The sequence below is a fragment of the Alteromonas sp. AWM4_230 genome (genome assembly GCF_056158305.1).
In genome coordinates, this window is sequence record NZ_JBSWTB010000001.1 from 1655579 (window position 1) to 1672016 (window position 16438).

Annotated in this window: 16 protein-coding genes; 11 read left to right on the top strand and 5 right to left on the bottom strand. The window is 44.5% G+C overall.

The annotated features are described in order from the left end of the window. Positions 1–232: 232 nt before the first annotated feature. Genes ACXACS_RS07025 through ACXACS_RS07075 form a run of 11 tightly spaced genes read left to right on the top strand, consistent with a single transcriptional unit; the run spans position 233 to position 11972 of the window. Entirely contained in the window at positions 233–2140 is a 1908-nt protein-coding gene (locus tag ACXACS_RS07025) for a methyl-accepting chemotaxis protein (protein ID WP_474805362.1), read from the top strand. A 36-nt stretch (positions 2141–2176) separates the two neighbouring features. Further along, positions 2177–3724 (top strand): chemotaxis protein CheW, encoded by a 1548-nt coding sequence (locus ACXACS_RS07030; protein ID WP_474805363.1) that lies wholly within the window; start codon positions 2177–2179, stop codon positions 3722–3724. Between the two features lie 19 nt (positions 3725–3743). Further along, positions 3744–4781, top strand: coding sequence for a chemotaxis-specific protein-glutamate methyltransferase CheB (gene cheB, locus ACXACS_RS07035; protein ID WP_474805364.1), 1038 nt, complete (start codon positions 3744–3746; stop codon positions 4779–4781). A 15-nt stretch (positions 4782–4796) separates the two neighbouring features. Beyond that, positions 4797–5438, top strand: a complete 642-nt coding sequence (locus ACXACS_RS07040) for a HEAT repeat domain-containing protein (RefSeq protein WP_474805365.1) — start codon at positions 4797–4799, stop codon at positions 5436–5438. Then, the gene (locus ACXACS_RS07045; RefSeq protein ID WP_474805366.1) at positions 5431–6285 is read left to right on the top strand and encodes a CheR family methyltransferase; all 855 of its coding nucleotides are present in this window, start codon (positions 5431–5433) and stop codon (positions 6283–6285) included. The genes ACXACS_RS07040 and ACXACS_RS07045 overlap by 8 nt, the downstream gene beginning before the upstream one ends. 1 nt (position 6286) lies before the next feature. Next, positions 6287–6664, top strand: coding sequence for a response regulator (locus ACXACS_RS07050; RefSeq protein WP_179984258.1), 378 nt, complete (start codon positions 6287–6289; stop codon positions 6662–6664). Continuing rightward, entirely contained in the window at positions 6657–9359 is a 2703-nt protein-coding gene (locus tag ACXACS_RS07055; protein WP_474805367.1) for a chemotaxis protein CheA, read from the top strand. The genes ACXACS_RS07050 and ACXACS_RS07055 overlap by 8 nt, the downstream gene beginning before the upstream one ends. After that, positions 9350–9604, top strand: coding sequence for a hypothetical protein (locus ACXACS_RS07060; protein ID WP_136782013.1), 255 nt, complete (start codon positions 9350–9352; stop codon positions 9602–9604). Before ACXACS_RS07055 ends, ACXACS_RS07060 begins: the two co-directional genes overlap by 10 nt. Further along, positions 9601–10287 (top strand): ParA family protein, encoded by a 687-nt coding sequence (locus ACXACS_RS07065; protein ID WP_474805368.1) that lies wholly within the window; start codon positions 9601–9603, stop codon positions 10285–10287. The genes ACXACS_RS07060 and ACXACS_RS07065 overlap by 4 nt, the downstream gene beginning before the upstream one ends. A 17-nt stretch (positions 10288–10304) precedes the next feature. Further along, a complete protein-coding gene (locus ACXACS_RS07070; RefSeq protein WP_474805369.1) occupies positions 10305–10673 on the top strand; it encodes a response regulator in 369 nt (122 codons plus the stop codon). A 9-nt stretch (positions 10674–10682) separates the two neighbouring features. After that, positions 10683–11972 (top strand): methyl-accepting chemotaxis protein, encoded by a 1290-nt coding sequence (locus tag ACXACS_RS07075; protein WP_474805370.1) that lies wholly within the window; start codon positions 10683–10685, stop codon positions 11970–11972. 231 nt (positions 11973–12203) lie between these two features. On the opposite strand, the gene ACXACS_RS07080 is transcribed toward ACXACS_RS07075, so the two are convergent. From ACXACS_RS07080 to ACXACS_RS07100, 5 genes are all read right to left on the bottom strand, one after another. Continuing rightward, on the bottom strand, positions 12204–13076 hold the full coding sequence (locus tag ACXACS_RS07080; RefSeq protein ID WP_474805371.1) for an aspartoacylase: 873 nt from the start codon (positions 13074–13076) through the stop codon (positions 12204–12206). A gap of 284 nt (positions 13077–13360) precedes the next feature. Then, entirely contained in the window at positions 13361–13588 is a 228-nt protein-coding gene (yacG, locus tag ACXACS_RS07085; protein WP_474805372.1) for a DNA gyrase inhibitor YacG, read from the bottom strand. A 94-nt stretch (positions 13589–13682) separates the two neighbouring features. Further along, positions 13683–14435, bottom strand: a complete 753-nt coding sequence (zapD, locus tag ACXACS_RS07090) for a cell division protein ZapD (RefSeq protein ID WP_474805373.1) — start codon at positions 14433–14435, stop codon at positions 13683–13685. Positions 14436–14788: 353 nt separating this feature from the next. Further along, positions 14789–15400: a dephospho-CoA kinase gene (coaE, locus tag ACXACS_RS07095; RefSeq protein WP_474809224.1), complete on the bottom strand. Its 612-nt coding sequence runs from the start codon at positions 15398–15400 to the stop codon at positions 14789–14791. A 53-nt stretch (positions 15401–15453) separates the two neighbouring features. Then, a complete protein-coding gene (locus ACXACS_RS07100; protein WP_474805374.1) occupies positions 15454–16383 on the bottom strand; it encodes a prepilin peptidase in 930 nt (309 codons plus the stop codon). Positions 16384–16438 lie beyond the last annotated feature (55 nt).

The window sequence follows — 16438 nt, forward strand, 5'->3', positions numbered from 1 at the left end:
AGTCGGTTTTGTCGTCTTCGACTTCAATACATATATAAGCTTTTGTTTTTATGTAAATATACGAAATTGTGTCTTTTATGACATTTGCGTCATATTGTTTTGTAAGCCACAGTAAAAGAAGTTGTCGTAGTAATAATCATACAAAAGTATTTGGTTTTATACTCAAATAGCGCTTTTTTTAAACGATATTTAATGCAGTCAACGAATGGCCATTTAAATATCGAGGTTAATTATGGCGCTCAAAAAGTCCACTGAACAAGCTGTAACCCCTACCGTCCGCGTAGACGCTAAAATGAGAAAAGAAGCGGAAGAGGAGCGCCGCAAAGCAAGAACCCTAGCAAGACAGCAGCAAGCTGCAGAGCGCGTAGCATCAGCAACAGCTGAGCTTGCTAGCGGTATTAACCAGGCCTCCAGCGCTACCGATCAATTGTCTACTGCAGTTAACGAGATTGCCGCAGGAGCAGAGGAATCCAGCAGCGCAAGCCAGGAAAGCTTGGCGGCAGTGACACAGATTTCCGGTGGTTTAGTGGCACAGCTTGAACTAGCTGCCTCTACAATGGGTAAAACCAACGAGCTCCAAACCTACCTTGAACGGGTAGTTGGTGATTTAAGTGCCATGATGACCAGCGTTAAAACTGCATCAGAGCACCAATCACGCTCGGTGGTGATGATGAGTGAGTTAGAGCAGCAAGCCTCAAACATCGGTGAAGCTGTTAAGCAGGTTACCCGAATTGCAGATCAAACTAACTTGCTAGCCCTCAATGCCGCAATAGAGGCAGGCCGCGCAGGTAAACACGGAAAAGGATTTGCGGTGGTCGCTGATACTGTCCGTGCACTTGCCGAAGTGTCAGATAAAAGTGCGGCGGATATTGCAAAGCAGATAGAGCAAATTCAAGAGCAGTCAAATCGCGTTTCAGATGCTGTTAAATCTTCTTCGGAAGCAGCGCTTGAAGAAGTGAATAAAGGGGAAGCCGTTACCGAACAGCTCACCACTATCAAAGCGGATATGCAAAGCATTGCTGACGGCGCAGAAGAATTGCAGGCACAGGTGAAGTCAATGGACGCTGCGGCTCGCGAAATTCAAGCTGGTTCAGAAACTATCTCTTGTGCTGCCGATGAGCAATCCACTGCGGCACAAGAAGTTTCATCGAATGTTTCTGAGCAAAGTGTCGCTTTGTCACAGGCTGAACAGGCATCGCAGTCTTTAGAGGTAATCACCGAAGAGCTTAAAAACAGCACTGATATCAATAAAAGCGCAGAGGAAGTCGCATCTTCAGCTGAGGAACTGTCGGCGAGTTTAGAAGAGATTAACCGCTCTTCAAGCGAAATAATGACGGCACTTACTCAGGTCAATAACGGTGCTCAACAGGCTGCGAGTTCAGTTGACCAAGCTGTGGGTAATATCGATCTGTTGAGAGAAGGCGTCGAAAGAGCATCAACGCAAAGTGATATAGCACTTGAAAAAGGCGAAGCAATTACGAGGCTGCTTCAAGAGAATCGCTCGCTAATTGAAGAAATGGTTAGCGGTATAAATTTGGCCTTGGAAACCAGTAAAGAAAACGTCAGCGCCATCAGTGAGATGGAAGTTATGACACGCCAAATAGATAAAGTGATAGATACGATCACAACGGTTTCGGTTAAAACCAGCATGCTAGCCGTTAATGGTGCGGTAGAGGCTGCACGCGCAGGTGAGTACGGTAAAGGTTTTGCGGTGGTGTCCGCGGATATACAAAGCCTAGCTGATGAAGCTGCAGAAAATGTAGAGCAAATAAAAGACCTAATCAAAGCGATTCAAGATCAGACAGTAAGTGTAAAGACCGACCTAACTAATGTTGCTGAAAGCGCTTCGAGAGAGGTAATGAAAGCCAAACAGACTACAAGAGATGTTGAACAAATCTCAACAGACATAGGCGAAGTGGTGGATTACAACAAGGCAATGAAAGACCGTGGTGAAGAAATTGCTGCAGGAGTGACTCAGGCCCAGCGCGGTTTAGAACAAATTGCAACGGCCAACGAACAAGCGAGCAGCAATTGTCAGCAAGCGCTTAGCGCAGCTGAGCAGCAAAGTAAAGGTATGGAAATGTTAGCCAAGTCTATTGAAGAAATTGCTTCGGTAGCTGACGAAATGCAAAACGGCTAGTTCATCGCAAAAGACTTTACAGGGGGAGCTTGCCTCATGAGTAACGACACTACATTCAATGAAACTGACGCTAACCTGGAGCAGGTTTCAGACGGTGAGCAACAGTTCGTATCTTTCTTAGTCGAACAAGAACGCTTTACCTTTCCCATGTTATCGGTGGGTGAAATTATTCGTGTACCGACTATGGTTTCAGTGCCTCTCGGCCCACCGCAAATGATGGGGTTAGCAAACCTACGGGGAAATGTGCTTCCAGTTTATGACTTAAGCGCTATTTTGCTTGGTCGCCATGCAGAAGTTAGTGATGCTACTCGTGTTGTTGTGGTGGAAACTGACCTTGGAAGTATAGGCTTTTTAGTTGACCGAGTGCTTCGCGTTTACAGTGTGGCTGAAGGCGCTGTTATCGATAAAGCATCAATGACCGACTCTATCGCTTATGACTATATGCTTGGCATTATTAAACAAAGCGAAGAGCCGGTAGAGCAAATTTTAGATGTATTAGCATTGGCAAAAGCGCAAGCGGTGACCAAGCAAGGCGGAAGCGCAATGCAATTATCCGGTATGCAGCGCATAGATAGCGATGAAAGTGAGTGTATAGACGCTGATGACAGCTTACAGCAGCTAGTCTGTTTTTCGCTAGAAGACCAAGAATTTGCTTTCCATCTTCAAGATGTGGAAGAGATTGTGAGAGTTCCCGCAGAGATATCACAACTACCAGAAAGTGCCCCGGCTGTCCTCGGTTTGGTTAATCTGCGCGGCCGCATTATTCCTATAGTCGACTTATCAAATGCCATTGGCATGATGCCCACACAAATTAATGAAACATCTCGCATTGTGGTCACTCAAAACACTGAGTTTGGTAGTGTAGGCTTTATTGTTGCTAAGGTCAGTAACGTCGTTTCCATTTCCGAAACTGAGCTAGAAAGCGTGCCATCAGTCTGTAACGACGGTGCGGAATCTGGACTTCTTGAAGCTGTGTACCGCAGCGATGGTGGAAAGCGTCTGGTCTCCATTATTAACCTTCCTAATATCTATGGGCGCGCGCTCATGAGTGCGCTTACGAGTATCGATGATGATATTAAGCAGGAGTCGCAAATGAGCGAAAGTAACGAAGTTGCGTTTGATGAAGATGATTGCGAGCAATACGTGATTTTCTGGATTAATGGTCAGGAATTTGGCGTAAGTATTGACGATACACAAGAGATTACGAGGGTGCCCGAAAAGCTAGAAAGCGTGCCGAGCACGCCAGATTATCTCAAAGGCATCGTCAATCTTCGCGGAACGGTACTGCCTGTTATTGATCTACGCAGCCGTTTGGGGATGCCGTGTAGTGAGACTTCAGAGCGTCAACGAATCGTTGTCCTCACAAAAGATAAACAGCGCACAGGTTTTATCGTGGACGGTGTAGCGGAAGTAAAAACGGTGGTCAGGCAAACTATCGAAGAGGCCCCATCACTATCAGAGATGCAGTCTGAATTCTTAAACCGTTTGATAAAGCTGAACGACGAAAAGCGCATCATCCAAATCATTGAACCCAATGTGTTGCTCAACGACAATGCCGTAGCAGCGGCCCAAGAGCAATGTTAGCTAACGTTTGAGGCTATCTATGTCAGTTAAAGTGCTTATTGTTGATGATTCAGCGTTAATGCGAAAGTTATTTACGGAGCTCTTCGAGAAAGAGGGCTTTATCGTTCGGGTAGCGCGCAATGGTGAAGAAGCCTTAACCAAAGCCGTAGAGTTCGAACCAGACTGCATAACATTAGATATTAACATGCCGGTAATGGACGGTATGACATGCTTAGCCATGCTGAAAAAGATTTATACCTGCCCCATCATTATGGTGTCTTCATTAACACAAAAAGGCGCGACTATTACGTTAGAGGCACTGGCACTTGGTGCCAGTGACTTTGTTCTAAAGACTGGGGGCACTGTTTCACGGGATATCTCAAATTTAGAAGTCCCGCTTATTAATAAAATCCATGCGCTAGCGAAAACCGGTAAACCCCAGCGTCCCACCACCAAAACACCGCCTGTCGTTAAACAAAAAGTGGTTCGGAATAACAAAAATGTACCCTTTGAAGTGGTGTTAGTCGGGGTTTCAACCGGTGGTCCTAAGAAACTAGAGCATTTGGTTGCGAATCTGAATCCTTCTTTTCCTGTGCCGATTGTCATCTCTCAGCATATGCCAGCATCTTTTACCTGTGCACTGGCGAAGCGGTTAGATGGTTTAAGTTCGCTTAATGTTGTTGAAGTCGAAAGTAAGATGTCAATAAAACCAGGCACCGTCTATTTAGCGAAAGGTGATGCGGATCTTGCTTTTTCTAAAGCAGGTAGTGAGGTTTTTGCTCGACCAGTACCCTCTAGTCCGAGCTTTTTATGGCACCCCAGTGTAGATCGAATGGTTGATAGTGCGCTTTCCTGCTATAAACCACTTTCCATGCTATGCGTTCAGCTAACAGGAATGGGAAGTGATGGCGTTACCGCTATGAGTAAAGCTTATAAAGAGGGTGCAACAACAATCGCAGAGAGCGAGGCCACATCGGTGGTGTTTGGTATGCCTAAAGAGCTTATCGAAGCTGGCTGTGCCAGTTTTGTACTTGACAGTCCGAAGGTCGCGTCGAAGTTAAATGCGCTTTGTCGTTAATAGGAGTAGTAAAAAATGGGTTTAAAAAAGAAAGTGGAGCCTGTTTCCAATATTTCCGAAGACTTTGAAGAAAAGCGCGAGACCCCCCGAACTACAGAACAACTCGTTAGCGACCTTAACTCAAACGATGGTGACGTGCGTCGATGGGCTATTAGAGATTTAAGTGGTCAGAAAGTAGCCTGTGACGAGTTTCTCAAACGGCTGCCTTTCGAAGACGATCCGACCGTTATTGAAGCGCTATTTAGTGCACTTGAGCAAGATATGTCAGGTCGTCACGCATCCCAAGTGCTCACCTTACTTAAGAGCGAAAACGTGCAGCTTCGAAACGGTGCTATAGAACTTATGCAACAAAATCCAGATGTATTTGCAGCGAATGTTACCCTTCTTATGCAGGATAAAGATCCGGATACACGTATTTTTTGTGTAGATATCATTGGTGCCGTAGCGCACATTGAAGCGGTAAATTGGCTGCACCAGTTTGCTCTGAACGATGACAATGAAAATGTAGTTGGTACAGCGCTGGATAAACTTGCTGAGATTGCCGATGCATCAACCCTCGACATTTTGCAAACAGTAGAAAGCCGCTTTCCGAATCATAGCTACATTCAATTTGTCATTTCTTTGATAAGAAGTCAGGTAAGGGATGCCGATGAGTAACGCAGCATTAGAAAAAATAGATGCTGCCGACTTCGAGCGGTTCCGCTCTATGTTTTACCGAAAAACGGGGATCCACTTCGAAGACTCGAAGCGCTATTTTGTGGATAAACGTCTCCACGAACGCATGAAAGCCACGGGGCATCCGAACTTTAAAAGCTACTTTACATACATGCGGTTCCAGGCATCCGGCGAAGAGTTTCAAAACCTCGTTAATTCGATGACGGTAAATGAGACCTACTTCTTCCGAGAAGAATATCAGTTTGAGGCAATGGTACGAGACATCATGGATGAGCTAGATGGTTACCGTGCGCCAGGAGAAGATTTGAGAATTTGGTCAGTTCCCTCGAGCACGGGAGAGGAGCCATACTCCATTGCAATATACCTTATTGAGTATTGGAAAGGCCTAGCACACAGAGATGTAGAGTTGGTTTCATCTGATATCGACAGCAACGTGCTGGCTTCAGCAAAGAAAGGGCTCTATTCAAAACGTTCTGTACAGAATATCCCGCTGCCTCTCGTCAAAAAATACTTCAAAGAAGTCAATGGACAATACCAGCTAAGTGAAGATATTCGTGAGTCGGTGTCATTCACATTGGCTAATATTTTGTCGGGCAGCAACATGAAACAGTTTCGGCATTTTGACCTTATTTTTTGTCGCAACCTGCTTATTTATTTTGATGATGAATCTCGAAAGAAAGCGGCGCACGTGCTTTACGACGCCATGAAGCCTGGCGGCTATATCTTTTTGGGACACAGCGAGTCGATGAGTCGAATTTCGTCAATGTTTAAGGTTCGCAAGTTTGGCGATGTGATTGCCTATCAAAAGCCACTTGCAGGAGGGGCTTAACATGAAAACAGTAATGATTGTTGATGATGCCTCTACGGTAAGAATGTTCCATAAAATGCTGGTATCTACTCCTGACAGGATCATTGAAGAAGCAGAAAACGGTGTAGAGGCGCTAGAAAAAGCAATAGGGACGCAGGTCGACTTGTTTCTCGTTGATGTGAATATGCCAAAAATGGATGGCTATCGACTGTGTAAAGAGATTCGCCGCAACGATGCCTTACGCGCAGTGCCTATAATCATGATCAGCACAGAGTCGGCTAATCAAGATGCTGAGCGCGCTTATCAGTGCGGTGCAAATTACTACATGACCAAACCTGTCGATGCAGACATGCTGAAGTCGGTGGTGAGTGCAGTGATTGGAGGGAGCGCCAATGAGTGAATTACTTGATGTCTTTATTGGAGAGTCGCGAGAAAACTTAGAATCGGCAAGCCAAGAACTGTTAGCAATTCAATCGTCGGGACCAGCATCAGAACGCGTAGATAAAATCTTCCGGGACTTACACACTATCAAAGGGTCGTCTGACTTATTTGAAATTAAACCTTTAACTCGGTTAGCCCATGCGGCAGAGGACTTGCTCGATAGTGTAAGAGCGAACGAAGTTGCTTTTAGTGACGATATAGGCGACCTACTGCTTGAAGCCTTAGATCAAATTTCGATATGGTTTGACGAACTAGAGGTGGGCTCACAAGACCTAGAGCAGTGGCAACCCATCTCGGCTAAGTTAGGGGCACAGTTAAGGCATTTTATCGACCCTAATGGTTTAGACGCGCCTGGTAACGAAAATAACGCTGCACATAATGATTTGACATCATCAGATGATAAAACACTCACTGACGAACAAAGAGACATGTTGGCGGCTTTTAGTGATAACGCTGACCTTAAGCTTTTAAGTCAGGTCGAAGGGCCATTTTGTTACCACATTAAATACACGCCAGATGAAGGCTGTTTCTTTCGGGGTGAAGACCCTATAAATGTGGCGCTTGCTTTACCGGGTCTTAAAGCGTTCAACATAGATATGCCCGAACTTAACCATGATGCCGATATTTACAACTGTATGACCAATATCAAAGCACTTGGTTGTGCAGATGCAGACGCAATTAAGCAGCACATGGCTTATTACGAAGGGCAATATTCCCTTACGGTATTTACTAGCCAAGCGTTAAGAGCAAGTTGCGTAGATAAAATCAAAGATAATGTTGCCCTCATTGCTGATCAAACGTTATCGGATGCACTGAAAGAGAATGATCTTGAGCAGGTGCACGCTAGTGCAGGGCTATTGCTTGCTTCCCAGGACGTAAGTGATGCTCTTTTTGATGATGCGAAGCGCGCGGTGCTGGAATGCTTATCGACAGCAGGCGAACTCGACTTTCTGAATCGGGACGCGCAAGCCAATGAAAGTGGTAGTGAAGATACTCATATTGATAAGGACAGTACTGCATTTAGCGCAGAAAGTACTTCTACCGACAGCACGGCTGGCAAACTTGGCGACGATAGCCCACAGGAAGCTGGAGAAAATTCACCACATGCTTCTATGCTGTGTGGAAAAACGTTAGCGCCCCATGAAAAAGCGATCCTTACACAACAGCTCACGCTTTTGAATTCAGACAGCTATAAGTCAGAGTTTATGTTTCCTTCTATCGCAGGACTGGTAGGAAATATCTTAGGCGAAACCTTTAGTGACGAAGACGCCGTGGCCATTGCCATTTGTAATGCGCTAGATGACGAAACAATTAAGGAGCAAGCCGATGAAGTACAAAAGCAACAAAGCGCAGAAGAAACATCAGTAGAAGCATCGCAGACCGAGCATACAGCAGAGAGCGCTGAAGCTGTGGGCGACACTAAACCCTTAAGCAGCGCAGAAGACAATGCACAGCCAGTAAAAACCGAGCGCCAAGCAGTTAAGATGCTAAAAGTCGACCAAGCTAAAATTGATTACTTAATGGATATTGTTGGCGAACTCACGGTGGCGAAAAACTCATTGCCTTATCTGGCCAAACAAGCCGAGGAGGAAGGAGGAAGTAGAAAGCTTAGTAAGCAAATTAAAGCGCATTTTTCTATTGTTAATCGCTTAACTGAGTCGCTGCAAAGTGCGGTATTGCAAATACGCATGGTACCCGTCTCTCATGTATTCCAACGCTATCCTCGCTTAGTGAGGGACTTAGCGAGGAAGCTCGATAAAAAAATTGAGCTTTGTATGCAGGGTGAAGACACTGAGTTCGATAAAAACTTAATTGAATCACTTTCAGAGCCGCTTATTCATTTATTGAGAAACAGCATTGATCACGGTATTGAGTCACCGTCTGAGCGGATTTCAGCGGGCAAGTCAGAAATGGGTCGTATTGACCTTATTGCTACGCCTCTTGATGACAGCGTAATTATTGAAATCCGCGATGATGGTAACGGGATAGACCCACAAAAAATTAAACTACTCGCCTTTCAAAAAGGGGTCATCAGCGAAGCTCAACTAGAGAGCCTAGACGATAACGAAGCCCTACAGCTTATATTCGCTGCTGGTTTTTCTACCTCAGAACAAGTCTCAGATTTGTCTGGACGCGGCGTCGGTATGGATGCGGTAAAAACAATGGTAAGCCAGGCAGGCGGCACTATCGAAATGCACAGCGAAGTAGGCGTAGGTACTACTTTCAAATTGCTGCTACCTCAAACTATGTCGGTTAACCGTGTAATGATGTTTGAAGTAAACGACCAAATGTTTGGTGTGGGAATGGATGCGGTGGTGGAAACTGTGAAAGTGCCCACCTCAGACATTCAGCGCATTCGCAACGAACAGGTTCTTGTTATTCGAGAAAAGCTAATACCACTGTGTAATCTGCGCGACGCATTGGGTTTTGAAGAGGCAGAGGAAAAAGAAGAGCACTCAATTTTGGTGGTAGCAACACGACAGGGAGAGTTCGGGTTAATCATCGATAAATTTCATGAGGGTATTGATGTTATTCAAAAACCTCTTGAAGGGGTGCTAGCGGGATACGCGCACTTTTCGGGAACAGCGTTGCTTGGTGACGGGCGTGTGCTGTTAATCATCAATGTACAAGAGGTGTTAGCCAAATGCCTATAGCGTTCAAAAAGAAAGTGGCGGTGATGACCGGACATTGCGAAATTGAAGAGGCAGAAAGTCTGTTTGCCTGGCTAAACGAAGAGGTCTCTAGGCAAGTTAATTTAAAGGCCTTAGTCAGTGCACACACTGCGGTATATCAGGTACTGCTCGCAAAGAAGCCAAAAGTCAGTGTGTGGCCAGAATCTGAAAAGCTGATTTGGCTCACTAAAATGATGAATAACAAAAGCAATGTGTGGTGCGAATGAAAGTAATAACGGTGGCTAATCGCAAAGGCGGTACAGCAAAAACTACAACGGTAGTAAACCTTGATAATCAGGGACACGTGATGCATGGCTTAAAAGCGCTTGGATGTACACCACAGAGCGAGATTACCGAATTGCCAATTAGCCACTTTTTCACGTCAGTAGTGAAATGCTCAGAAAATATTTACGCAACCAATGTAGATACGAACAAGGCCAATACGAACGATAACATTACTTTAGACACTTTACGTAATTGGTGCGACTCAGTTCCTGTTACAACACATTTCGACATTGTGTTAATCGATACACCGCCGACCCTGAGTCCGCAACTGATGGCCGCGCTATCAGCCGCTACCGACATTATTATTCCCGCTACGCCTTTACCGCTTGCCAGTGACGGCGTGCAAAAATTATTAACGGCCTGCAGAAACGCTATGGAGGAGCGAAAGTTCAGAGCGACTAGGCTAACCATTTTACCCGTAATGGTTGAACAAAATTTAAAGCTTCACAGGCAAGAACTTGGTGGCTGGTATGAACGCTACGGGCGCAACAAAGTGCTGCTTCCCATAAGAAAGAGTATCAAATTAGCCGAGGCATTTGCTCAAAACAAACCCGTTTTTACTTATGCACCTCAAAGTCGTGGCGCACACGACTATACTGAATTATGTAAACAATTAATCGGCTAGAAACAAGAGGTAATGCAATGAGCGCAATACACTTAGTAGATGATTCAGCAACAATGCTAATGAGTATGGAAATGCTGCTTAAACGGGCAGGCTATACAGTAACAAAATCAGAAAGTGCAGAGGCAGCGATGGCGGCACTTGAGTCCATATCGCCCAAATTAATAATAACGGATTTAAACATGCCGGGTATGAACGGTATAGAACTAATAAAAACACTAAAGCAGCAAGCTAAATTTAGGTTTACCCCCATGTTGATGTTAACCACGGAGTCGCAGCAAAGTCGTCGAGAAGAAGCGAAAGCTGCTGGTGCTACAGGCTGGCTTGTCAAACCCGTCGAGCCAGAGCAATTGTTAGGTGTAGTAAAGCAGTTGGTACCAGCTGCATAAGGTAAAAACATGAAAGTACTTGAAAAAGCAAAGCAGTATTACGAAACAGTGCTCGCGGAGAAAATAAAAGTGCTTAAGGAAAAGACAGGTAACATGCAGGATTCGCTTTTACTTTGGGGCGGGCTTTTAACCGTAACAGTAGTAGGCGTAGTGGGGGCGCTGAGTATACCAATAGAGATAATGGGCCTGCAGGGGGGAGTCTGTGCAACTATTTTAGCAATGTTGACCTTTGTGCCTTGGTATGCAAACCGACAGAATCGCATGTTTGCTGCCAAGTTAAGTCGTCAAGAAAGCTATTTGCAAGAAACTTCATCGCAGTTAAGCGAAACCCATGCTCAGGTTAATGATTACGTAGCCATATTAAAAGGGCAAATGGATGGCATAAGTGCAATAACTGAAGACGCCTCAATGGAGCTAATGAAAGCGCTGTATGAGATTGAAAGCAGTATTCAAGATAGTATAGACAACGTTGAATTGGGTCAGAAGAATGCTCTCAATTGCAAGGAGAAAAGCGCAGCCGAGTTTGAGTTGGCGGCGCAGCGCCTGTCTAATATAAAAGAAATGATTAATACACAGCGCGCGCAACAGATTGCAGATACTGAAGCCATTCAAGGGGTAATGCGTGAGGTTGAAAACCTAAAGGAACTCACCGAATTAGTTAAAAATATTGCTTCGCAAACCAATTTATTAGCCCTTAATGCTGCAATTGAAGCGGCGCGAGCTGGTGAATACGGACGGGGGTTTGCTGTGGTAGCTGAACAGGTACGTATATTATCGTCACAGTCTTCAGAAGCGGCTGAAAAAATAGAGTCGGGCATAAAATCAGCGCTGGACGCTGCACATGTTCAAGGTGAAAAAATGCTTAATTCAACACGTGCGAACGATACGTGTGAATTATTAACTGGGTTTTCTGATTCGCTTGAAAATATAACGCAACACTATCGTGTGCTTGAAGAACTAAACCCTAAAATGCTGGCGTGCTTCTCGCAAAGCGCCACCGACGTTGCGGTAAAAGTAAGCGGTGCCATCGCGAAAATTCAGTTCCAAGACATTATTCGCCAGCGCACCGAGCATGTGAAACTAGAGCAAGACGCTATTGTAAGTTTATTTGGGCAGTTTTCGTCATACATTAACAACCGCGAGCATTTTGATGAGTCGTTTAATTTAAGCACCAAAGAAATGTTTGAAAAATATGTGATGGAAGATCAGCGTAAAATACATTTCGATATTAATGAGTCTTCATCTGAAGAGAAAAATGAGTTTGAAGAGGCCCGAGAGCCTAAAATAGAACTGTTTTAATAAGAATTTCAATAAATTAGGACAGAGCTGAAAGTAACAATGATTAGAAGCCATGAAAGTTAATACGGGTACGTAGGTAAGTGATATCACTACTGTAAAATTGCCAGTCAGTTCCACTGACTGGCAATTTCAAAACCAAGTATCTAATGAGTCTAAGCTCGGTTTCCCGTGAAGACGCATTCAAACACTGTGGCAAGTTTCCGAGGGGCTAACGAAACTAACGCCTTATCCTTACAGAGTAATGCGCTGGGCCGTAGCAAACGCAACGTCCAGTTTAAAGTACGCCGCTTCATTAATGAAATGAGGGTAGGTTTCTTTCTCACCGTCCCAGAGAATATCTTTTCCGTCAAAAGTTCTAAACATGGGAGAACCTGGTAATAGACGCTTAAAATCATTGTCTTGCAATGAGTGGTGGATCATCGCGGTACGCGCGCCATTTCCATCTAATGGAAAGCCGACGTTTTCACCAAGGCGAAAGGCTTCACACTCAGGCAGTGCGTCTGTTTCTATCTTTTGGTTATTATAGGCTACACAAAAATCTAAAATAGCCTCGGCCATAGTTTGTGTTAAAAGGTAAACATCTTCTCTTAATACGCCTTGAGGCTGACCGCCCACTTCAATCATTACCCCTTTCTTACCGGTAGTACACAAATAACCGTGTTCAAGATAAGGCTTTTCGTCTTCCACCAAAATATTCGCTTCGGGCATTTGTTGTTTAACAAATCGTGCTAACTGAACGTGAAATTCATCCGCTTCTAGAATAATTAGCGTGGCGCCCATCTCGCTGGTGGTATTGTGAATATCAATAACAAAATCGGTATTTGAGTTACCTTTCGGCCCGAATTTTTCATTCAGCGATTTCGCAAGTGCAGCTTCTTTAGCGGTGTTTTCATCAGATAAGCGCTCAAAGGTAAACTGACGATTTAAATCTTCTTCTACAAACCGCACGTTAGCAGCAAGGGCAGCTTCATTGGCTATATTCAATGAAACATTCAACTCATTAAATCGCGAAGGTAGCCCGAACTGTTGCCAGTTTCGAATAAGCTGAATACCACTGGTTTCATTGCCATGAGTGCCACCAATAAGCGCGATAGAATTAAACATTCATATTCCTTTTTTACTAATGTGAATAAGCGGTAGAGCGGTGTTTAACAGTCAAAAACCGGTGAAAACCAAAAGCGCTGTTGCCAGATTTTTATACGAAACTAGCGGGGTGTTTGTAACACCAGGTTTCGATAGCAGTGAAACGCGAAATCTGAACTTAAATACACTAACTCTGATTGCCTTGATACTACACCAGCGAAGGTGGCTCGAAAACAGGAAAAATAGCAGAGAGAGCGAGTTTACCCACTTACCTCGCGTAGATTTTTAGATAACTGACTAGCGTCTTAGTGTTTAAAAAAGTCGTCAGACTGCTGTGCCAACATAGCCTCGATTTCTTCTACATCTATATGTTTTGGCCTGGCATCCTCTGCAGGCTTGCCGGCAATTTTTCTGTCTTCTGCAGCCCATTCACCCAAATCGATAAGTTGACATTTTTTGCTACAAAAAGGGCGGTATTCGCTTGTTGGGGCCCAAACAACCTGTTTGGCGCAAATAGGGCATTTCACTTCCATAATAGACTCCAGTGAAATACGTCTTGGCGGCACAATCTATGAACTATAAACAAAGAAAGTACCCAAGACGATAAATATTGGATAAAGGCGGAGTTTAGCAGGCCGCTAAACGAAACTGAATACTGTTTTCTACTGCGCCAGCCTGGCCTTCTTGCGGTGAAAACATCATAAAACGCAGGGCGTAACGGTATTTATTGCCGCTTAAGGTTGGGTAATAGCCTTCATCTACGCTGCACTTTACGCGAATAAGTTCGTTTTTATCTTCCGCTGCACCTTGATAAAAGCCATTCTCTGCAACCGCATTTACAAACTGCCCTCGTTCGCGGATAAACGATAGGCTAACCGCAATTGCATCGTCAAGAAGCCCTAAAGTCTCTAACCATTGTGCAATCTCAATTTGACGCTGTTCTAGCGGCTGCTGTAACCAAAAGTGCAAATTAGGAAGGTCGAAACTACATGCGCCGCCGGGTATGGCAAAGCGCTGTCTTATGGCGCTAAGCAATTTGTCATCTTTAAGCGCGCTACCAAAACGGCGATCTGTTTTAAGCTTTTGCTTTAATGTAAGTACTGTTTTTAACGCTTGCTCTAACGCCGTACTGTCTATTTTGGGGTGTTTTGACCAATAGACTAAATTCTTCTCGTGAGCTTCAAGATCTTTAGTTAAATCTGAACGAAGATCGAGCCTTTCTATTAGGTCGAGCAGTTCGAAAAGTTGTTCAAAAAACACAAGCTGAAGGTGCGTGTGTTCTGATTTGGCGGTTATTTTAAGTTGACCAAGCAGCTGCTCAACACGTAAATAGTTACGTACTTTTTCCTTTAGTGGAAACTCGAATACAGCGCTACCCATGGAACCCCTTAAAACACATAGACTTAGAGAAACTGCACTACGACCTTGTAGTGCGGCGAATAACAGCAAGCCTAAAGCATCAAGGCTTTTAAGCCAAGTCTACTTGTTCGACAAATGCTTACTTTGACGCTGATTGTTCAAAAAAGTTTCAAAAAGCAAAGCTGTTGATTGGGAAGACCCGTTATAAGCTAAATATGGTAAGAAACGGATGGTAAGGCCCCACAAGGAAAAAGAAGAGCGAATCAGAAGAGTTAGGTAGAAAAGGGAAAAAGGGAAGCAGAAAAGCCAGGCAGGAACGGAGGATATGAAAGGTAAAGGTAGAAGCAGTTTGCTATTGTGCAAACCGCTTATGCTTATACTGAAGCAAGGCTGAGTAGCTTCTGGTGTATAGTCGCTATTTGGCTGGCAAGCGCTTCTAGCGTCGTGCTGTTATCCAGCACATCGTCCGCTGCGCTAACACGTTCTTGACGTGAAGCCTGCGAAGCCATAATGCTTCTAATAGTTTGCTCTGTGCTGCCGTCCCGTTTTAATGCCCGTTCAAGCTGCATTGTTTCTGGACAATCTACCACCACTACATGGTTGCACATTTCAGTTAGTTTGTTTTCAACAAGTAAAGGCACAGATAAAATACAATAGGGTGATGTCGATTCGCTGATTAGCTGTTGCATTCGAGAGCGAATAAGTGGGTGCAGCAAACCATTTAACCAATGCTTTTCTTCTGCATCGGCAAAGACCTTTTCGCGTAGGGCGGCGCGATTAAGGCTTCCATCTTCTAGCAGAATAGTTTCGCCAAAATGCTCGGCAATGTGCCGTAAGCCTTCTGAACCTACTTCAACTACGTCACGTGCGACTTCGTCAGCATCAACAATATCAATGCCGAGTTTTTCAAAAATAGCAGTAGCAGCCGATTTACCGCTGCCTATACCGCCAGTCAGGCCCACTACGAACATGTTTTGTTTATCCATCATCACTAAGCCTTGAAGTTAAATCGTTACTTGAGGTTAAGTAACACTTGGTTTTATAGCACTGCATTAAGATAGGCAGTAATGATTTCTTCTTTAAAAAGCAACGTCAGCCAGCCTGCCACGGCCAAATAGGGGCCAAAAGGAATTGCTAACGACTTGCCCTTATTCTGAATGACCATAATGAGTATGCCTGCAATGGCACCCACAAATGAAGACAGCAAGATAATAACAGGTAGCCCTTGCCAGCCAGTAAATGCCCCAAGTGCCGCGAGCAGTTTAAAATCGCCATAGCCCATGCCTTCCTTGTCCGTAGCTAATTTAAATAGCCAATAGACTGACCATAAGCTTAAATAGCCAGCAGCGGCTCCGATAATGGCGTCAGTAGTACCAACAAATATGTTTTGTGTACTTAACAGTAAGCCTAACCAAAGCAGAGGCAGTGTTAACTGGTCGGGTAGCAACATTTTATCTAAGTCAATAAACAGCAGTGCAACAAGCACATAAGTGAAGATGACCGCCCATACCGCCTGTAAAGTCACGCCGAACTGATACGCAGCGAAGGTACAGGCTATAGCTGTGAAAAGCTCAACAAGCGGATAGCGTATTGAAATACCTACTTTGCACTTAGCACACTTGCCCTTTAGAAACAGGTAGCTGATAACCGGGATATTTTCCCAAGCGCGAATTTTGTGACCGCAGCTTGGGCAGGTACTGTCTGGTTTTACAAGGTTGAATGTATCTGTGGATAGCGGGGACTTGTCATCGGCAGATGTGGTGCCGCCGTCATTTTCGCTGCCACTTACGCTGTCATTTGCGGCATCAGTAAAATAGCTTTCATACTCTTGCTGCCAGCTGCGCTCCATCATAATAGGCAGGCGATAAATCACCACGTTTAGGAAACTGCCCACCATTAAGCTTACGAAAAAAACAAGAGAATAAAATAAAGCAGGGTAGAGCTGACTAAGCGTTATTATGGCATCCATGAAGTGCAGTTCTTTTTTCTTTTAATAGTAATTGGAAAAAGTCGGGTTTTAAACC